Annotated in this window: 19 protein-coding genes; 3 read left to right on the top strand and 16 right to left on the bottom strand. The window is 52.8% G+C overall.

Features of this window, described 5'->3' with window-relative positions:
* Window positions 1-87 precede the first annotated feature (87 nt).
* The gene (locus tag BQ2674_RS01620; protein WP_075572131.1) at window positions 88-783 is read left to right on the top strand and encodes a DUF4405 domain-containing protein; all 696 of its coding nucleotides are present in this window, start codon (window positions 88-90) and stop codon (window positions 781-783) included.
* On the opposite strand, the gene BQ2674_RS01615 is transcribed toward BQ2674_RS01620, so the two are convergent.
* Window positions 713-2,647 (bottom strand): heavy metal translocating P-type ATPase, encoded by a 1,935-nt coding sequence (locus tag BQ2674_RS01615; protein WP_075572130.1) that lies wholly within the window; start codon window positions 2,645-2,647, stop codon window positions 713-715. The two genes, BQ2674_RS01620 and BQ2674_RS01615, sit on opposite strands and share 71 nt — an antisense overlap.
* 152 nt (window positions 2,648-2,799) lie before the next feature.
* Window positions 2,800-3,612, bottom strand: coding sequence for a peptidoglycan editing factor PgeF (pgeF, locus tag BQ2674_RS01610; RefSeq protein ID WP_075572129.1), 813 nt, complete (start codon window positions 3,610-3,612; stop codon window positions 2,800-2,802).
* A 155-nt stretch (window positions 3,613-3,767) separates the two neighbouring features.
* Between pgeF and BQ2674_RS01605 the strand changes: the two genes are divergently transcribed.
* Entirely contained in the window at window positions 3,768-4,166 is a 399-nt protein-coding gene (locus BQ2674_RS01605; RefSeq protein ID WP_075572128.1) for a thioesterase family protein, read from the top strand.
* Between the two features lie 29 nt (window positions 4,167-4,195).
* On the opposite strand, the gene fumC is transcribed toward BQ2674_RS01605, so the two are convergent.
* The 14 genes from fumC to BQ2674_RS01535 all read right to left on the bottom strand — a co-directional run bounded on the left by fumC (window position 4,196) and on the right by BQ2674_RS01535 (window position 16,596).
* Window positions 4,196-5,587 carry a class II fumarate hydratase gene (gene fumC / locus BQ2674_RS01600; protein WP_075572127.1) on the bottom strand — a complete coding sequence of 464 codons (1,392 nt, stop codon included), beginning with the start codon at window positions 5,585-5,587 and terminating at the stop codon, window positions 4,196-4,198.
* Window positions 5,588-5,648: 61 nt separating this feature from the next.
* The gene (purD, locus tag BQ2674_RS01595) at window positions 5,649-6,926 is read right to left on the bottom strand and encodes a phosphoribosylamine--glycine ligase (RefSeq protein WP_075572126.1); all 1,278 of its coding nucleotides are present in this window, start codon (window positions 6,924-6,926) and stop codon (window positions 5,649-5,651) included.
* A complete protein-coding gene (locus tag BQ2674_RS01590; protein ID WP_075572125.1) occupies window positions 6,926-7,531 on the bottom strand; it encodes an IMP cyclohydrolase in 606 nt (201 codons plus the stop codon). The genes purD and BQ2674_RS01590 overlap by 1 nt, the downstream gene beginning before the upstream one ends.
* 15 nt (window positions 7,532-7,546) lie before the next feature.
* Window positions 7,547-8,158: a phosphoribosylglycinamide formyltransferase gene (gene purN / locus BQ2674_RS01585; protein WP_075572124.1), complete on the bottom strand. Its 612-nt coding sequence runs from the start codon at window positions 8,156-8,158 to the stop codon at window positions 7,547-7,549.
* The gene (purM, locus tag BQ2674_RS01580) at window positions 8,151-9,224 is read right to left on the bottom strand and encodes a phosphoribosylformylglycinamidine cyclo-ligase (protein ID WP_075572123.1); all 1,074 of its coding nucleotides are present in this window, start codon (window positions 9,222-9,224) and stop codon (window positions 8,151-8,153) included. The genes purN and purM overlap by 8 nt, the downstream gene beginning before the upstream one ends.
* Complete coding sequence (gene purF, locus BQ2674_RS01575) at window positions 9,202-10,629, bottom strand: amidophosphoribosyltransferase (protein ID WP_075572122.1); 1,428 nt, start codon at window positions 10,627-10,629, stop codon at window positions 9,202-9,204. The genes purM and purF overlap by 23 nt, the downstream gene beginning before the upstream one ends.
* A 20-nt stretch (window positions 10,630-10,649) precedes the next feature.
* Window positions 10,650-11,144 (bottom strand): 5-(carboxyamino)imidazole ribonucleotide mutase, encoded by a 495-nt coding sequence (gene purE / locus BQ2674_RS01570; protein WP_075572121.1) that lies wholly within the window; start codon window positions 11,142-11,144, stop codon window positions 10,650-10,652.
* A 210-nt stretch (window positions 11,145-11,354) separates the two neighbouring features.
* Entirely contained in the window at window positions 11,355-11,816 is a 462-nt protein-coding gene (locus tag BQ2674_RS01565; RefSeq protein ID WP_075572120.1) for a hypothetical protein, read from the bottom strand.
* A gap of 37 nt (window positions 11,817-11,853) precedes the next feature.
* Window positions 11,854-13,113, bottom strand: a complete 1,260-nt coding sequence (locus BQ2674_RS01560; protein WP_075572119.1) for a diaminopimelate decarboxylase family protein — start codon at window positions 13,111-13,113, stop codon at window positions 11,854-11,856.
* Between the two features lie 71 nt (window positions 13,114-13,184).
* A complete protein-coding gene (rplT, locus tag BQ2674_RS01555) occupies window positions 13,185-13,535 on the bottom strand; it encodes a 50S ribosomal protein L20 (protein ID WP_075572118.1) in 351 nt (116 codons plus the stop codon).
* 44 nt (window positions 13,536-13,579) lie between these two features.
* Window positions 13,580-13,777 (bottom strand): 50S ribosomal protein L35, encoded by a 198-nt coding sequence (gene rpmI, locus BQ2674_RS01550; protein WP_075572117.1) that lies wholly within the window; start codon window positions 13,775-13,777, stop codon window positions 13,580-13,582.
* 15 nt (window positions 13,778-13,792) lie between these two features.
* A complete protein-coding gene (gene infC, locus BQ2674_RS01545) occupies window positions 13,793-14,296 on the bottom strand; it encodes a translation initiation factor IF-3 (protein WP_075572116.1) in 504 nt (167 codons plus the stop codon).
* A 459-nt stretch (window positions 14,297-14,755) separates the two neighbouring features.
* Complete coding sequence (locus BQ2674_RS01540) at window positions 14,756-15,988, bottom strand: deoxyguanosinetriphosphate triphosphohydrolase family protein (RefSeq protein ID WP_075572115.1); 1,233 nt, start codon at window positions 15,986-15,988, stop codon at window positions 14,756-14,758.
* Complete coding sequence (locus tag BQ2674_RS01535) at window positions 15,985-16,596, bottom strand: hypothetical protein (RefSeq protein WP_143696388.1); 612 nt, start codon at window positions 16,594-16,596, stop codon at window positions 15,985-15,987. The genes BQ2674_RS01540 and BQ2674_RS01535 overlap by 4 nt, the downstream gene beginning before the upstream one ends.
* A 768-nt stretch (window positions 16,597-17,364) precedes the next feature.
* Between BQ2674_RS01535 and BQ2674_RS01530 the strand changes: the two genes are divergently transcribed.
* Entirely contained in the window at window positions 17,365-18,549 is a 1,185-nt protein-coding gene (locus BQ2674_RS01530; RefSeq protein WP_075572113.1) for an acetyl-CoA C-acetyltransferase, read from the top strand.
* Window position 18,550 lies beyond the last annotated feature (1 nt).

Genomic DNA, 18,550 nt, shown 5'->3' with positions numbered 1-18,550 from the left:
ACTGTACTTTACTAGAAAATTCGCCATTGCCAAGGAGTGCTGCCGTGGCTATAATAAGAAAAACTTTTATTGCAAAAGGAGCCGTTCATGAAACCGAGCCGTATGGTCGCCGTCGTCATTGATATACTCATGATCGTCATTCTGCCGATTCTCATGTCATACATCCTCGTCGGCAAGGCGACACACATTTACTTGGGCCTGACCATGGTCCTCCTCTTTATAATCCACCACATCATTAACCGCCGCTGGCTGAAAAATATGGCAAAAGGGAGCTATACGCCGCTGCGCAGCGTAAGCACCCTCATTAATCTTCTGCTCATAGGCGTCATGTTCGCCATGCCCGTAAGCGGACTCATCATGGACGGACAGATCGTTCCGGCCCTGCATATAACGGGCAGCGCCGCAACTGCCAGACTCGTTCACCTGCCTGTCGCCTACTGGGGCTTCGTTCTCTTGAGCCTTCACTTGGGCTTTCAATGGAACCGCCTGCGCGGCAGCCTGAAAAGCGTCTTCAACGTAACTGTTCCTCCAGCCGTTTCCCGTTTTCTTCGCGCCGCAGCCTGTCTTATCAGCCTCTACGGCGTCCGCGCCTTTATAAAACGGGATCTTTGGTCATACATGTCTCTGACGGTGCAGTTCGCCGCCTTCAACAAGAAAGAGCCGCTCCTTTACTTTTTTGCCGATTACATTGCCATGATGATTCTCTTCGCATCTATCGGCTTTCTTGCGGCAATGTATTTACAAAAAGCAGGCGCAAAGCGTTCAACACGGCCAAGACCATAACACCCACATCGGCAAAAACGGCGAAGCCCATGGTCGCCGTGCCGGCGGCGCCGAGAAGAAGAACAAAAATTTTAATGCCTATGGCAAAGACTATATTCTCCTTGACGACAACCATGCCTTTTTGTGCAATCTTGACAGCGGCTGCCAGCTTCAGCGGGTCATCGTCCATCAAAACCACATCGGCCGCTTCCACGGCCGCATCGGAACCGAGGGCACCCATGGCAACGCCCACATCGGCACGAGCGAGAACGGGCGCGTCGTTCAAACCGTCACCTGTAAAGGCAAGCGCTTCAACCGGCTGCCGCAGATCCGCCGTCAATCCTTCCACTATACGTACCTTATCGGCCGGTAAGAGCTCACTGTATACTTCAGTAATTCCCAGCTCGTCGGCGACGGCCGCCGCCGTTTTGGAACCGTCACCGGTAAGCATGACAAGGCGCCTTATGCCCTTTTCTTTGAGAGCTTTAACCGCTACGGCGGCATGAGGCTTCACGACGTCCGAGATAACGATATGGCCGGCATACTTGCCGTCTACGGCGACATGGATAATCGTGCCCTCACAGCCGCAGTGAACAGGGGCTGCACCGCAGTCTTCCATAAAAGCGCCGTTACCGACGCATACAGCATGGCCGTTGACGACGGCGCGCATGCCCTTGCCGGCCACTTCCTCACCGCCCGCCACGGCACAGCCGTCTCCGGCGGCAGCGTAAGCGATACGCAAGGCTTCGGCAATAGGATGAGCCGAGAAGGATTCAACGTGAGCCGTCAAATGAAGCAACCGCTCTTCCTCCGTGCCGCCGCTCACGGCGTCACCTAAAGCGGCAAGCCCGGACGGGTGAACGGCGACAACATCAAACTTTCCTTTTGTCAAGGTCCCCGTCTTGTCAAAAACGACGGTTTTTACATGAGCCAATCTTTCCACGTATTGCGAGCCCTTAATCAAGATACCCTCTTTGCCGGCTCTGCCTACGGCGGCAAAAAAGGTTAAGGGTACGCTGATGACAAGGGCGCAGGGGCAGCTGATGACGAGAAAAATCAGAGCCCGATAAACCCACACGTACCACTGCGCCGTACCGTTTACAATAAGGCCGTATAAGGGCGGCAAGAGGGCCAATAAGGCTGCCGAGCCTACGACTGCCGGCGTATAGACACGGGCAAAGCGCGTAATGAATTGTTCCGCCCGGGATTTGCGGGCGCCCGCTTCTTCTATAAGCCGCAAAATCTTCGTTGCCGTCGATTCGTTATAGCCTTTAGTCGTTTCCACACGCAAAACGCCCTGCAGGTTGACGGAACCGCTCAGCACGGCTTGGCCCCGCTTTACGTCAAGCGGCAGACTTTCACCCGTAAGAGCAGCCATATTCAGGCTGCCGCTCCCGGAAAGAACTCTGCCGTCGAGCAATATTTTCTCGCCCGCCTTGACGACGATAACCGAGCCTGCAGGAACGGTTTCCGGCAAAGCATCGTCCCAAGACCCGTCTTCTTTCTCTACGTGCACATACTCGCCGTGACTGTCTATGAGAGCCGTAACATTGCGGCGGCTCCTGTCTACGGCGTAGCTCTGAAACCGTTCGCCGATTTGGTAAAAGAGCATGACCGCCACGGCTTCCGTATATCCGTCGTTTTCATAGAGAGCCAATCCCCAGGCACCCAAGGTGGCGACAGCCATGAGCACGCATTCATCCAGGCCGTCACCGTCTTTTATGCGCTCTGCCGCTTCGCGCAGAATATCATGACCGATAATGAAATAGGCTGCGGCGTACAAAATCATGGATGTTAAGGGATTCAAGTCCGCCACGCCGGCAAAGAATATGAGAAAAACCGTAATTCCTATGCGGAGGAAAATTCCTTTTTGTCCTTTCATCATAAATATCTCTCCTATTTTATATGAACAAGTTTTCATTTATTCATTAAATTAACTATACTAAATTTCTAAAGACAGGTCAATATACTATGTGTGCCGGACGGGCATAATAAAAGCCGTATTGCCCCAATTCGGACAGTACGGCCTTTCCGTTCTTATTTTAATTCCATGAGTGCCATGTGGCGCCCTGTATGGCCTTTCTCCCTGCGGTACGAATAAAAAAGGTCGTTCCGCGTGTATGTACAAATATCGGTTCGTTCAATATGATGCGGCAAAATACCGGCACGAAGCATGAGAAGCTCATTCGTTCGCCACAAATCGTAGAGATATTTTCCGTCTCTCTTTTCCGTGTAAAGTGTTTTCAATTCCTCCGGCATAAAAAGCGCCGCAAAGGTTTCAATCACTTCCGGCCCCACTTCAAACCGCTCCGGGCCGATAGCCGGGCCGATGGCGGCCAAGATGTCCGCCGGCTTCGTGCCGAAGTTTTCCGTCATTTCCCGGACAATGACACCGACAATATTACCGGCCGTACCGCGCCAACCGCCGTGAGCGAGGCCGACGGCCCTGCGGACGGGATCGTAAAACAAAAGGGGCGTACAGTCGGCAAAATTCATAGTCAACGCCGTTTGCGGTTCATTCGTGATCAAGCCGTCGCAAGAGGGAATTGCCGTTTCCTTACTCTCCGCCCCTCTGCCGCGGTCGGTATGGCCGACGCGTACGACCGTCGTGCCGTGCACCTGATTACAGCCGACGTAATCGGTCGTATCGACACCGACGGCACGGAAGTACCGCCGCCTGTTTTCGATAATTTTTTCCGGAGCGTCGCCTGTAGAAAAGCTCATGTTTAAAGAAGCGAACCCACCTGTACTGACGCCGCCGCAACGGGTGGATACGGCCGCGGCGAGGTCATGTCCGGCAAAAATGGAAAAGCGTACAAACGGGACGCCGTCTTTTTCTTCTATATGCATAATTGTCTTTCTCCTTCACGCCATCCGCCAGCTGAGAGCTTATGCTCTTATTATACCGAAGCGGCCGGCGCTCTTTTCAAAAAAATCCGTTCCCTAAAGCCGGGGAAAATGATATAGTTAATCATATACAACATAGTTTTAAGGAGGCTCACACCATGGATTTTACAGTAAAAGAACATTCATCTGCAGAATTGCAGGAAACCGTTACGGAAAATAACACGGCCATCAAGTACGCCAGCGGCACGGCTCCGGTCTATGCCACACCGGCCCTCGTCGCCCTCATGGAGCACGCAGCCGTCGTAGCCGTTCACGAACAATTGCCCGAAGGCTGCAGCACGGTCGGCATTATGATGAACATTAAGCACACGTCGGCAACCCCCATCGGCATGACCGTAACGGCAAAAGCCGTTCTGGTCGAACAGGACCGGCGCAAACTGACCTTTAAAATCGAAGGCTTCGATGAAGCCGGTTCCGTCGGCGAAGCCGTACACGAACGGTTTATAATTGAGTCGGCGCCCTTTGTGGAAAAGGCGCAGGCTAAGCTGAAAAAATAACAGCTCCCGTCTATTACTTATGGATCCTGTCAACCTTTGCCGATGCCGGCAAGGTCGGCGGGATTCATGTGTTTATCGTAGTCTGCGCCGCTCACAAAGCCGCTTGCAACAGCCGCATCGCGCAGAGTCAGGCCCTCGGCGGCCGCTTTTTCGGCAATGGCGCAGGCCTTGTCATAACCGATAAGGGGTACGAGGCCCGTCACCAAAATAAGGGAGCGGTTAAGATTTCTCTCAATTTGTCCGTAATTGGGTACAATACCGTCAATACAGTGATTGCCGAAGGATTTCATGACATCCGCCAGAAGGCGCACGGACTGAACCAGATTATAGGCCATGACGGGCATAAACACGTTCAGTTCAAAATTCCCCTGGCTGGCGGCAATGCCCACGGTCGCGTCGTTGCCCATGACCTGGACGGCAACCATCGTCACGGCTTCACACTGCGTCGGATTGACCTTGGACGGCATAATGGAGCTGCCCGGCTCGTTGGCAGGGATAATCAGCTCACCGATGCCGCAGCGCGGTCCCGACGCGAGCCAGCGAATATCGTTGGCTATTTTCATGAGGTCGCAGGCCAAGGCTTTCAGCATGCCGTGAACGACGACGAGCTCGTCCTTGCTCGTCAGGGCCTGGAATTTATTGGGTGCCGTCCGGAAGACTTCGCCCGTCAATTCACTCAGCTTTTCCGCAAAAAGTCCGGCATACCCGTCGGGGCAGTTAATGCCCGTACCGACGGCCGTACCGCCTGCGGCGAGATCGCGCAGGAAATCACAACCGTGTTCGAGCATTTCCCTGTTGCGTTCCAACATGCGCGCCCAGCCGCTGAATTCCTGACCCAGCGTCAAAGGCGTAGCATCCTGCAAATGGGTCCGACCGATTTTAACGACGTTTTTATACTCCTTCGCCTTACGGCTCAGTTTTTTATGAAGCTCCGCCAGTGACGGCAGGAGGTGCCGGCGAATCAGGAGGATGCCCGTCACGTATATAGCCGTCGGGAAGGTGTCGTTTGAGCTCTGCGAGCGGTTGACGTGATCATTCGGGTGAACCTGCACGGGCCTTCCCCGTTCCGATAAAATATCCATGGCCCTGCGGGCGACAACTTCATTTATATTCATATTGAACTGCGTGCCGCTCCCCGTCATCCAGACGGCAAGCGGAAAATTGCCGTCCAACCGGCCGGCAAGGATGTCGTCACAGGCGGCGGCAATGGCCTGTGCCCGCGCCTCATCCAATTGCCCCAAAACCGAGTTGACAAGGGCCGCCGTCTTTTTTAAATAAGCAAAGACACGTACCATTTCAACGGGTATCTTTTCCGTGCCGATTTGGAAATTTTCCAGGCTGCGCTGCGTCTGGGCGCCCCACAGCTTTTCCGCAGGTACTTTTATTTCTCCCATGGAATCCGTTTCAACTCGATAATTCACAGTCTTCACCCCTCCTGTTAAAAACGGACCGTTGCGGCTCCTGCCGGGCGGTTCGTTTCCGTTATTGCAAATGGTCCAATCCTTTTTTGCCGATATCCGAACGCACCTGCTGCCCGTCAAAGGAAATATCTCCTACGGCGGCATAGGCTTTATCGACGGCTTCCCGCAGCGATCCGGCCAGTGCCGTCACGCCGAGAACGCGGCCTCCGCTTGTCACATATACTCCGTCCCTGACGGCCGTACCCGAGTGAAAGACAACCGTATCTTTCCGTGCGGCCGCCTTGTCAAGGCCGTTGATGACATCGCCCCTGTGAGACGATTCGGGATAGCCTGCGGACGCCATAACGACGCAGCATGCCGCGCCGTCATGACTGCGTACCTGTGCGGCGTCAAGGTTCCCTCTGGCGCAGGCATACATAATTTCCGCCAAATCGCCGTCTATAAGGGGCAGGACGGCCTGCGTTTCCGGATCGCCGAAGCGGCAGTTAAATTCGACAACCTTCACACCTTCCGTCGTCAGCATGAGCCCGGCATACAGGCAGCCGCGATAGAGTATGCCTTCTGCCGCAAGGGCCGCAACGGTCGGCTTCAAAATCCGTTCCGTCACTTCTTCATATATGGCTTCCGTCACGACGGGAGCGGGAGCATAAGCACCCATGCCGCCCGTATTGGGCCCCTTGTCATCGTCAAAAATACGTTTGTGATCCTGTGCGGCCGGCATGGGCACAATCGTTTTGCCGTCGACAAAAGCAAGAATGCTCGCCTCTTCACCGCTCATGTATTCTTCAACGACAATGCGGCCGCCCGAGTCACCGAAAATCTTATCCTCCATCATGGCATCTACGGCCGCCAGAGCTTCGGCCGTCGTCATGGCGACGACGACGCCCTTGCCGGCAGCCAAGCCGTCCGCTTTGACAACGATGGGCGAGCCTTTTTCTTTTATGTACGCTTTTGCGGCCGCACCGTCCGTAAAGCTTTCATAGTCCGCAGTCGGTATACCGTATTTTTTCATGAGCATCTTGGCAAAGCTCTTGGAACCTTCCAGCCGTGCTGCCGCCTTTGACGGCCCGAAAACGGCAATTCCCTTTTCTTCCGCCAGATCCGCAATGCCTTCGGTCAAGGGAACTTCCGGCCCGACGACGAGAAGATCTATATCCTGCCGCACGGCATAATCCGTAATACCTGCCAGGTCCGACACGGGCAAGGGCACACACTCGGCCAGATCCGCCATGGCCGCACTGCCGGGAACGGCATACAGCTTTTCCACGGACGGACTTTGGTGCAGCTTCCACACGAGGGCATGTTCTCTGCCGCCGCTGCCGATAACACCTACGTTCATCAGTACGATGCTCCTTTCGCTGCGGCTTCCGTCAAATAGGCCGTAACGGCCGCGTCGTAAGCGGCAGTATGTGCAAACGCCTCACGTGCCAGCTCCAACCGACAGGAATCGGAAAATTCGCCGTCTTTTTTCAGAATATCAATGATTTGTCCATACTTTTTCGGATTCGTCACGACGGCGACAAACTTGTTGTTCTTAGCCGCCGCCCGCACCATACAGGGACCGCCGATATCAATATTTTCAACGGCTTCGGCCAAGGTCACGTCCGGTTTGGCCACAGTCGCTTCAAAAGGATAGAGGTTGACGACGACCAAGTCGACAGGTACAATGCCGTGCTCCGCCATGGCTCTCACGTGCTCCTTATTATCGCGCATGGCCAAAATGGCGCCGTGAATCTTCGGATGCAAGGTCTTCACGCGGCCGTCCATCATTTCCGGAAAGCCCGTCACGTCCTGCACGGCCTTTACGGGAATACCTGCAGCCTGCAGCGTCTTCATCGTGCCGCCGGTAGAGATAATTTCCACACCCAGTGCAGCCAACTCTTTTCCTAATTCTGTAATTCCCGTCTTATCGGAAACGCTGAGTAATGCCCGTTTTATTTTCACTGCCCGTCCTCCCCGTTAATCTCTGATGTGTACCTTATTGCCTGTAATTTCCAGCTTATCGTCACAAAAAAGTGATACGGCCCGCACATAGGCCGAATGCTCTTTCGTCAAAATCCGCGCCGCCAACGTATCTTCCGTATCGTCATCGCGTACGGGCACGGTTTCCTGAATAATAATGGGGCCCGCATCCATGTCGGGCACGACGAAGTGCACCGTACAGCCGGCAACCTTTACACCCGCTTCCACGGCCTGCCGCTGGGCATGCAGCCCTTTAAAAGCCGGCAGGAGTGCCGGATGGATATTCATGATGCGGTGCGCATAAGGCTTTATGAAATCGCCGCTCAACAGCCGCATAAATCCGGCAAGACAGAGCAAGTCGGGCCGGAGCGGCTCAATACGCGCGGCTATATAAGCCTCAAAGTCCTGCTGCGACACGAAGCCCTTGCGCTCCGCCACAATGACCGGAACGCCCCAGGACGAAGCGGTCTTTATGAAAGGCGCATCGGCCACATCGCAAACGGCGCCGACGAGCTCGCCCTTAATACTCCCTTCCAGTATGGCCCGTCGCAGCGCCGCCGCATTGGAGCCTCTGCCGGAGGCGAAGACGACGATTCGCTTTTTACGCATGGAAGGGGCCTCCCGTAAGGGTAACGCGTTCTTTATCGGCGCGCACGGTCCTGCCGATAATATAGGCAGGCTCGCCGCGTTTCGCCAGGTCATGCATGACGGCGTCCGCGTCGGCGGCGTCAACGATGAGTATCATGCCGATGCCCATGTTGAAAGTCCGATACATTTCGTGCCAATCCACATTGCCTCCTCGCTGCAAGAGATCGAATACAGGCAGGCGCGGCCATGTCGTAACATCCGCTTCCACACCGATGCCGTCCGGCAGTACGCGGGGAATATTTTCATAAAAGCCGCCGCCCGTAATGTGGACCATCCCTTTAATCGTAAAATTTCGTATAAGCGGCAGGCACGGCCGCGGATAAAGGCGCGTCGGCGTGAGCAGACATTCGCCGACGGACATGCCGAGCTCGGGAACATAGTCGTCAAGCTTCATGCCCATGCGCTCGAAAATAATTTTCCGCACGAGCGAAAAGCCGTTGGAATGAACGCCCGTCGACGGCAAACCGATGAGAACATCACCGACATCGACGGTTTCACCTGTAATGATCTTCTCCCTGTCTACGATACCCACGCCGAAACCGGCCAGGTCATAGTCGCCGTCAGCATAAAAGCCGGCCATTTCCGCCGTTTCGCCGCCCAAGAGAGCACATCCCGATTCGGCGCATGCCGCGGCAACACCCTTGACGACGGTCGCCGCCTGCTCCGGATGGAGCTTGCCCACGGCGATATAGTCGAGGAAAAAGAGCGGTTCCGCTCCCTGGACGAGAATATCGTTAATCGACATGGCGACGCAGTCTTGGCCGACCGTGTCGTGCTTATCCATCATAATGGCCAGGCGCAGCTTCGTGCCGACACCGTCCGTGCCGCTGACAAGGACGGGATTCTTAATCTTACTGTTCATAAGCGAAAAGAGTCCGCCGAAGCCGCCGAGATCGCCGAGCACTTCCGGGCGGTACGTGGCCTTTACGGAGTGTTTCATCAGTTCAACCGCTTTGTTCCCCGCATCAATATCGACGCCGGCTGCGGCATAGGTCAACCGTTCCTTAGCATTTTCCTTCGAGGGCATACTTTTCTCCTTCCTCACCGGTCACGGGAATGTCCGTAGGGTAATCGTTATTAAAGCAGGCAAGACACATATTTTCCTTCGGCACCTCCGGCATGGCCCTTGCCAAACCGCTTTCAGAAATGAAATGCAGCTTGTCTACACCGATATACTTGCGAATTTCTTCCACGTTGAGGCCTGCCGCAATGAGCTCCTTGCGCACGGACGTGTCGATGCCGTAAAAACAGGAGTACTTGACGGGCGGCGCCGATACGCACATGTAGACTTCCTTCGCCCCCGCCTCACGCAGAAGCTTACAGATAATGCCGCTCGTCGTGCCGCGGACAATGGAGTCGTCGACCATGACGATACGTTTTCCCCCGACGACCGACTTGACGACGTTCAGCTTCATGCGCACGGCCAGTTCACGCTGCTTCTGGTTCGGCTTGATGAAGGTCCGTCCCATATAACGGTTCTTAATGAGACCGTGGTTAAAGGGAATCCCAGACGCCATGGCATAACCGATGGCCGCCGTCGTGCCGCTGTCGGGAACGGAAATGACGAGATCCGCATCATAGCGCGTTTCATTCCACATTTCCCGGCCCATGTTAAGGCGCGCCTGATAGACGTCCTGCCCGTCTATAATGCTGTCGGGGCGTGCAAAATAAATGTATTCAAAGGAACAGACCTGCTTACGGTCCGCTGCGGCAAAGATAACCGACCTCAGGCCGTTCTCCCCGATTTCAATAAATTCGCCGGGCTTCACGTCACGCACGAAGGCGGCGCCGATGGCGTCCAGGGCACACGTTTCCGAAGCGAGGACCCAACCGCCCGTCCCGGTCCGGCCGATACAGAGGGGACGGAAGCCGTACGGGTCGCGGGCACCGTACATCTTTTCTTTCGTCATGAGAACGAGAGAATAAGCGCCCCGAATCTGTTTCACACTGTCTATAATACGCTCTTCAAAGGTCTTTTTCTTACTGCGGCCGATGAGATTGACAATGACTTCGCTGTCCATAGTGGTCTGAAAGGTGGCACCCGAATCCTCCAGAGCTTCGCGCAGAAGGCGCGTATTCGTCAGATTCCCGTTATGGGCCAGGGCGATTTCACCCATAGCCGTATACACGGCAAGAGGCTGAATATTGCGCGGATTATTGGAGCCCGTCGTCGAATAGCGGACATGTCCGATGCCGATATGTCCGTCTTCTTCGGGCACGCCTTTTTCAAAGACCGAGCTGATGAGTCCCATGCCGCGGTACGTATGAATATCCGTCCCGTCCGTAAGGGCCATGCCGCCGCTTTCCTGCCCGCGGTGCTGCAGGGCGAAGAGCCCCCAATAGATATATCGCGGTATCTCCACGGTCTTGTCGTAAATGCCCAGGACACCGCATTCTTCATGAATTTTATCCCATATCGGATCGTACTGCATATATTCCCTCCGGCCGTTTATCAGGATTTTTTCAGCTGCTCCTGCAATTTCAGATTTTTTGCTGCGACTTGGTCACTCATATGCTTGCGATAGGCTTTGTATTTTGCGCGCAGCGCCGCATTGCCGACAGCCAGTATCTGCAGTGCCAGGAGGGCTCCGTTCCCGGCGCCGTTAATGGCAACGGTCGCAACCGGCATACCCGAAGGCATCTGCACCGTGGCGAGAAGCGCGTCCATTCCCTTCAGGTTCCCTCCCGCCAAGGGAACACCGATAACGGGCAGGGGCGTAAAGGCTGCGACAACACCTGCCAGATGAGCCGCCATACCGGCGCCGGCGATGATACAGCCGATGCCCCTCGCTTCCGCTCCTTCGGCAAACTCTTTGACCGCATCCGGTGTGCGGTGAGCCGACGCGAGAATGACCTCGCATTCCACGCCGAACTCGGCAAACACATCCAAGGCTTTCTGCATAACGGGCAGATCGGAATCACTGCCCATTATTACCCCGACCTTCATAAAAATGCTCCTCCCCGAAACAAAGAAATCCCGAAAGCGACATACGTCACCTTCCGGGATTTTTACATTACGGCATATTGCAGGCACGGCAAGAAAAAGAACGTATACAGATGTCCTTCATCATTGATATCATGCCGCATCTCCCTACCGGTAAAATAACAAAAATACAATTTTATTGTATCAACAAAGAACGGAGCTGTCAAACAAGCTTTATACCTGCAATTCCCTGTCCGTATAGGAAAAGAGAAGTCCCAAAAACAGACCGCCTGCCGCAGCCGTACCGATTTCATAGGGCAGAGCGTATACGCACAGGGGTAAATAATAGGCCAGTACCTGCATGCCGCCGAAGAGGAGTGCCGCCGCCGGGAGAAACAAAAAGGCCCCCGACCGAACGTGCACAACCCGTTCCGTGTTGATCCACGCGCCTTGCCGCCGTCTGCCGCAGAGGGCGTGAGAAAGGAAAAAGAGGACGAAAAAGGACACGGCCCAAACGGCAAGGCTCGCCGCAAAAAAGGCCGTAACCACAAGCGCCCACACGAGGTACATGGCGTTGTGCAGTACTGCCGCCCTGACGGGAAGCCGCCCCCTTCTCCGCCCGTACGCAAGACCGGCTGCCAGGGAAAGAATCATCATAAGTTGAAAGGCCGTGACTGCATCAAAAAAACTGATCATACGTCTCTCCTTCGTAAAGCTGCAATACGTTCCCCCGTTACTTCCTGAAGGACGTAAAATCCAAGGTTGCAAACAAGTCATCCATAGTCTCGGCGCGACGGATTTGCGTGACCGCCCCGTCCTTGCGGAGCAGGAGCTCCGCCGAACGGAGCTTGCCGTTGTAATTAAAGCCCATGGCATGACCGTGAGCGCCCGTATCGTGAACGACGAGGATATCGCCTTCATCAATTTGCGGTAACTTTCTGTCAACGGCAAATTTATCACAGTTTTCGCAAAGGGAACCGGTCACGTCATACACATGATCGGCAGGCACCGTTTCTTTACCCATAACCGTCAAATGATGATAGGCGCCGTACATGCCGGGCCGCATGAGATCCGCCATGGACGCGTCCGTACCGATATAGTGTTTCCAAATATCCTTGTGATGAATGGCCGTCATGACGAGGTAACCGTACGGCCCCGTAACGAAACGGCCGCATTCAAAGGCAAGGCGAACCTCGCCGAGGCCGTGCGGCACCATAATTTCTTCAAAACTCCGCCGAATACCGGCGCTGAGGACGGCACAATCGACGTCTTTATCTTCGGGGCGATAGGGAATGCCGATGCCGCCGCCGAAGTCGATAAACTCAATGTTTACGCCGAGTTTATCCTGTACTTCCACGGCAAGGTCGAACATCATCCCAGCCGTATGAAGGAGGTTCGCTTCGGCCAATTCGTTCGACACGACCATCGTGTGCAGTCCGAAACGGGCCACTCCCTTTCGGCGCAGCATGTCTATGGCCGTAAAAATCTGGCCGCGCGTCATGCCGTATTTCGCTTCTTCAGGCATACCGATGAGAGCGTTCCCCTCTTTCAGCAGCGGCCCCGGATTATAACGCATGCATACAGCGGCCGGCAAGGGACCCCGCCGCTCCATATAATCGATCATCGTAATATCGTCCAAATTGATGAGAGCGCCCATTTCCATGGCCTTGGCAAACTCTTCATACGGTGTGTCGTTGGCCGAAAAAATAATCTCTTCGCCGGAAATGCCGATCTTTTCACACAAGAGGAGCTCCGCCATGGAGCTGCAGTCGGCACCGATGCCTTCGGCTTGCAGCAATTTTAAGATATGCGGATTGGGTGTCGCCTTGACGGCAAAATACTCCTTAAAACCGGGCGCCCACGCAAAGGCGGCAAGGAATTTACGTGCATTATCAACAATCGCCCGTTCATCATAAATATGAAAAGGCGTAGGATATGTCTTGATAATTTCACGAATTTCCGCCTCCGTGAAGGGGATTTTCTTTTCACTCATTCCTGTTAACTCCCTTTCCTGCGCGTTGACGAAAAAACGCACCCTTTACAGGTGCGTTCCGTATGCGCCGTTTACTGTGCCTTTGCCATTTCGACAAGCTTGGCGAATGCAGCCGCGTCGTGTACGGCGAGATCGGCCAACATTTTGCGGTTGACCATAACGCCTGCTTTGGTTAAGCCGCAGATGAAACGGCTGTAGCTCATGCCGTTTGCGCGCGATGCCGCGTTGATACGGGCAATCCACAATTTACGGAATTCCCGCTTCTTGGCGCGGCGGTCGCGAAGTGCATACGAAAGTGCCTTCATTACGCTTTCATTTGCTTTTTTAAAGAGACGGCTGCGCGTACCGCGATAGCCTTTTGCCAATTTGATGATTTTCTTGTGACGGGCGTGTGCCGTAACGCCGACTTTAACTCTAGCCATTATATATTCCTCCCGGGTTTACTGTAACTGTAATCGTATATGTATTAAATAAACGGGCACATCTTGCGAACCGCGTCGCTGTAGCTCTTGGCTACGAAAGCGGCTTTACGCAGATTGCGTTTCCGTTTGGGCGATTTCTTTTCCAAAATATGGCTCTTATACGCCTTTGCTCTTCTGAATTTACCGGTGCCTGTTACACTGAACCGTTTTGCCGCAGCGCTGCGGGTTTTCAATTTCTCCATTATAATATCCTCCTCTTACTTCGCTTTGTTGACAGCGATGACCATGGTCATGTTTCTGCCTTCTATCTTGGGTGTCTTTTCAACGTGTGCGACAGCTTTGAGTTCATCGGCAAAGCGAACGAGCAGCTTTTCACCCAATTCGGGATGACTCATTTCACGGCCTCTGAACATAATCGTGACCTTTACCTTATTGCCTTCGTCAAGAAAACGCTGTGCCGCCTTCATTTTCACATAAAAATCATGATCTTCAATATTGGGGCGCAGCTTTACTTCTTTTAAGGTAAGAACCTTTTGCTTCTTCTTTGCTTCCTTTTCCCGTTTCTGCTGCTCATACCGGTACTTGCCGTAATTCATGAGGCGACATACGACAGGCGTCGCGGCAGCGGCAATTTCGACCAAATCCAAATGCCGTTCTTCCGCAATTTGACGAGCCGAACGCAAAGACATGACACCGAGCTGTTCATTCGTGTCGCTGACCAGACGCACTTCTTTCGCTCTGATCTGTTCGTTCACGCGCAATTCCTTACTAATAATCTTTCACCTCCGCAAAAAAAGAGCGAACAACATAGCTGTCCGCTCATATCTGCCTGGCCGGTAACCTTAGTAACTCAAGCGCCATGTAAGGTGAGAAGCGGACCGCTCCTGCTTAATCAACGATATATAAATAGTATCAGCCCACCTGCACCGTGTCAAGCATTAATTTTTCATTAAATTGCGAGCCGTCGGGCCATTTTTATGCTACCCTTAATAAGGAGATAGTAAGCGTGTCAGGCTCGTCAATCTTAGTGGCCACCATAATCATGGCTGCCAAATAATTGGCCCATGAAAAAGCGCCCGACATAACATAACGCCGGGCCGTTCTTTCAAATTCATTAACTTGGAGACGAGCCTGGCGTCACGAAACGCTTGCTGTCTCTTTTTATATTATACACAATTTCCCGGACATTGCAAACTTGAGCAGCTATTTCGCGGAAAGTGCTAAAACGTAGTCAGTTCATCAAAAATCTTTTCCGCGTATGTATCGGTCATGCCGGCAATGTAATCGATGCAGGCCGTCTTATAATCGTCCTCACTTGTGTCGATTCGGTAAATAACGGTATTGCCGTATTCACGCGTATCCCCTTCCGCACGGCCTATGTCGGAGTATTTTTTCATCCGCTTTTCAAAGTGCCGGCCCAAGGTCGGGTAGTCTTCGGCAAGGCGCCTGATATTGTCCATCGTGTTGCCGCCGGCATAGCATTCCCGGAGCAGCTTGTAAATGGATTCAAGAATAAGGCGCGCATAGTTGTGATAGATTTCCAGGCGCTTGCTCTTATAAATATATTCATAGTTAAAACGCATGACAGTATCCATCAGCCTGATATGCCCTTCAGACAGGACAATACCTTTTTCCGGCGTGCTTTCACGGCAAATATCCGTAATGAGCGGGTACATGATGGACGTATTCGTAACGGACTGCATGTCCGCCCGAAAGTGACTGTTCAGCTCGCGCAGAAGTTCACGCAGGGGCTTGCCGTTTTCTTTTAAAATGCGCAGCCGCACGGCGTCTTCAATATCCCTGCCCAAATAGGCGATTTTGTCGGCCACCTTGACGACACACCCTTCCCACGTATAAGGATCGTATCGGCCAGGACCGGGTATTTTCTCCAGTTCCAAAGCTTCCCCGCGCGGCCTCAGCACGGTTGACCGTACTTCACCGCAGTGACTGATTATGCCGTCACGGACGGCATAGGTCAGCATGAGGTTTTGTGTTTTCCCGGCCGGATCGAGGAGCGTCTCGATGTCGTCTACTACGCGCAGCCCCTGTTGTTCATGCCAAAAGCGTCGCCCCAATTCTTTTTCGCTGATTTCCTGCAGCACCCGCTCGCCGAGATGGCCGAAGGGGGAATGCCCCAGGTCATGGCCGAGAGCAATGGCGCTGATGAGCTCACAATTCAGACCGAGATACACGCCGATAGTACTGCTCACGGAATTTACCTGGTTGACATGGTCAATACGTGTCGATATATGATCGTTTTTCGTCGTAAAAAAAACCTGTGTCTTATGCTTCAGCCGGCTGTAGGCGAGAGAGTGGATAATGCGCGTGTAATCTCTGCCGAATTCCGTGCGAAAATCACCGTCCCGCGCATATAATTTCCCTTTGCGCGCCGATGCAAACTGCCAATGCGGATGGGTTTCGTCCATCCGCACGGACGCAAAAGCGTGTTTCATAGTTCATCCCTTTCCGAGCGCAAAGAGCGCAAATTTTCCTGCGCCCGCTCAACATCTATATACTTACTGTTCTTATCGGCCACCTCCACATGGAGCCGCCGCTTCGTTTCTTTTTTTATTTTCCCGTACAGCGCCGCCGGAAAATCCGCCGCCGTCGTCGTAATCCCGCGCGGAAAAACGGCTTCTTTTTCCAATATATAGCCGTCCGGCACATTCCGGGACTGCCGCGGATGGTACAGGCTGAACCAAAGATCAAACACCTCGTTGCCGCTGCGGCTGATTACTTCAAAAAGCGCTTCGCCGTCATGACGCACGGCAAGGTGGAAAAAGACGGCATTTCCCGTCCGCAGTGAACGAAGCCGCGACATATAAGCCCAAGCTCCGAAGAGTCCGTTTACGGGAACAGGGTTGTACTTGGAGCCGAAAGGCCCTGTCGCGCCGGGAAGTGCGTCACACGCGGATCCGGACGAAATTTTTGCCTTTTCTTCCCCGTCTGCGGTCTCGTTTTGTGCGGCAGCACTGTTAAAAAGTGCCGCGGCATCATCATATATGCGTGTATCCATCGGCTCCAGCGAAGTTCTGCCGAATAAGCCGTTCAAAAAACTCATGTCCATGTCTCCTCATTTTTCTTATTCCTTATTATACGGTCAGGCGCTTATCCTGTCGAGATGAGAAAAGCTCTTATTTAAAGTCGGAAGTATGTTTCTTTTTCCTCAATATATTTTTAAGTGTTTTCTTAAAATAATTAAACAGTCTATTTTTACTCATACTATATAAATTTTTATTACTTAAAATTCTATTGGTTTCTCTTTATTTCTATTTCATCAAAAAATTCTGTTGTCCATATTCCCTTTATTTATCTAAATTACCGTCAACTTCCATGCATTAATGACATATACAGGCGCCGGCAATAACTTTTTAGGCTGTTGATTTTATTTGCAATTCTGCTACTATATAAGCAGATAAAGAAAGTTCATTTACGAACTTTATTATACTTGTAACTTCTAAAAGGAGGGGATTTACGATGACACATTTAGGTGATAATGCAAAGCTGATTATTTCGTTAGGCATTTTGATGAGCTATAGCTTCATCGTAAACTTATTCTAACACATACAGCATAAAGAACGCCTTCACGCGAGGGCGTTCTTTTTATTTACGGCCATATTTAGCTATGACTTATACGGCAAGTTATCTCTATATCAATGACTATTCTGTATAAATCAACTAAATTTCGCCCTTGTTTTTATAGAGAAAAGCATATACTATATACATAGAGATTGTGAAATCACGAACATTTGTAATAAAATGAACGTACTCATTTCACATTTCTATATTTATCAATCAGTACCGAACATTATATGAAGGGGTGGTATTCATGAAAGAGGTTGTAATCGTAAGTGCATGCCGTACGGCAATCGGAAAATACGGCGGAGCATTCCAGGACGTATCTGCTGTCGAGCTCGGCGCAATCGTTATCGAAGAAGCGATTAAACGCGCAGGCATTTCCAAGGAAACTGTCGACGAAGTCCTTATGGGTAACGTATTGCAGGCAGGTCTCGGCCAGAACCCGACCCGCCAGGCGATGATCAAAGCTGGTTTGCCTGTCGAAACACCGGCAATGACGATTAATAAGGTTTGCGGCTCCGGTCTCCGCTGCGTATCGCTGGCGGCACAGATGATCAAAGCCGGCGATGTTGACGTCGTTGTGGCGGGCGGTATGGAAAACATGTCTCAGGCACCCTATCTCGTACAGAAAGCACGCTGGGGCTATCGTATGGGCGACGGCAAAATCGTCGATGAAATGATCAAAGACGGCCTGTGGGATGCTTTCAACAACTACCATATGGGTATCACTGCTGAAAATATTGCCGAAAAATTCAGCGTAAGCCGCCAGGCACAGGATGAATTGGCTGCCGCTTCTCAGGAAAAAGCTGTTTCCGCTATTAAAGGCGGTGCCTTCAAAGATCAAATCGTTCCCGTCGTCATTCACACGAAAAAAGGCGATATCGTCGTAGATACGGACGAATTCCCGCGTGAAGGCGTAACGGCCGAAGGTCTCGGCAAATTAAAGCCGGCCTTCAAAAAAGACGGGGGCACGGTTACGGCCGGCAACGCTTCCGGTATCAATGACGGCGCCGCTGCAGTAGTCGTCATGTCTGCGGACAAGGCGAAAGAACTCGGTATTAAACCGCTCGCAACGATTACGAGCTACGCTTCCGCCGGTGTCGATCCCGCCATCATGGGCACGGGTCCTGTTCCTTCTTCCCGCAAAGCGCTTGAAAAAGCAGGTCTCAAAGGCAGCGACCTTGACCTCATCGAAGCTAACGAAGCATTCGGCGCACAAGCCGCATACTGCTGCAAAGAGCTCGGCTTCGACATGGCTAAAGTCAACATTCACGGCGGTGCCATCGCCCTCGGTCACCCCATCGGCGCATCGGGCGCGCGTATCCTCGTCACCCTGCTCTACGGCCTTAAAGAAAAAGGCGGCAAATACGGTCTGGCAACGCTTTGCATCGGCGGCGGCCAAGGCACGGCTTGCATCGTGGAAAATGTAAAATAAG

It is taken from the genome of Megasphaera coli (assembly GCF_900095855.1).
Classification (GTDB): domain Bacteria; phylum Bacillota; class Negativicutes; order Veillonellales; family Megasphaeraceae; genus Megasphaera; species Megasphaera massiliensis_A.
This window is presented reverse-complemented; position numbering and strand designations above follow the sequence as displayed.

Excerpts from the sequence above, each read along its gene's own strand:
- rpmI (WP_075572117.1), bottom strand. The coding sequence starts at position 13,777 with ATGGAGAAATTGAAAACCCGCAGCGCTGCGGCAAAACGGTTCAGTGTA.
- BQ2674_RS01560 (WP_075572119.1), bottom strand. The coding sequence starts at position 13,113 with ATGAGTGAAAAGAAAATCCCCTTCACGGAGGCGGAAATTCGTGAAATT.
- BQ2674_RS01620 (WP_075572131.1), top strand. The coding sequence starts at position 88 with ATGAAACCGAGCCGTATGGTCGCCGTCGTCATTGATATACTCATGATC.
- BQ2674_RS01535 (WP_143696388.1), bottom strand. The coding sequence starts at position 16,596 with ATGAGTTTTTTGAACGGCTTATTCGGCAGAACTTCGCTGGAGCCGATG.
- pgeF (WP_075572129.1), bottom strand. The coding sequence starts at position 3,612 with ATGCATATAGAAGAAAAAGACGGCGTCCCGTTTGTACGCTTTTCCATT.
- rplT (WP_075572118.1), bottom strand. The coding sequence starts at position 13,535 with ATGGCTAGAGTTAAAGTCGGCGTTACGGCACACGCCCGTCACAAGAAA.
- BQ2674_RS01540 (WP_075572115.1), bottom strand. The coding sequence starts at position 15,988 with ATGAAACACGCTTTTGCGTCCGTGCGGATGGACGAAACCCATCCGCAT.
- BQ2674_RS01605 (WP_075572128.1), top strand. The coding sequence starts at position 3,768 with ATGGATTTTACAGTAAAAGAACATTCATCTGCAGAATTGCAGGAAACC.
- BQ2674_RS01565 (WP_075572120.1), bottom strand. The coding sequence starts at position 11,816 with ATGATCAGTTTTTTTGATGCAGTCACGGCCTTTCAACTTATGATGATT.
- BQ2674_RS01615 (WP_075572130.1), bottom strand. The coding sequence starts at position 2,647 with ATGATGAAAGGACAAAAAGGAATTTTCCTCCGCATAGGAATTACGGTT.
- purN (WP_075572124.1), bottom strand. The coding sequence starts at position 8,158 with ATGCGTAAAAAGCGAATCGTCGTCTTCGCCTCCGGCAGAGGCTCCAAT.
- purF (WP_075572122.1), bottom strand. The coding sequence starts at position 10,629 with ATGCAGTACGATCCGATATGGGATAAAATTCATGAAGAATGCGGTGTC.
- purM (WP_075572123.1), bottom strand. The coding sequence starts at position 9,224 with ATGCCCTCGAAGGAAAATGCTAAGGAACGGTTGACCTATGCCGCAGCC.
- BQ2674_RS01530 (WP_075572113.1), top strand. The coding sequence starts at position 17,365 with ATGAAAGAGGTTGTAATCGTAAGTGCATGCCGTACGGCAATCGGAAAA.
- purD (WP_075572126.1), bottom strand. The coding sequence starts at position 6,926 with ATGAACGTAGGTGTTATCGGCAGCGGCGGCAGAGAACATGCCCTCGTG.
- purE (WP_075572121.1), bottom strand. The coding sequence starts at position 11,144 with ATGAAGGTCGGGGTAATAATGGGCAGTGATTCCGATCTGCCCGTTATG.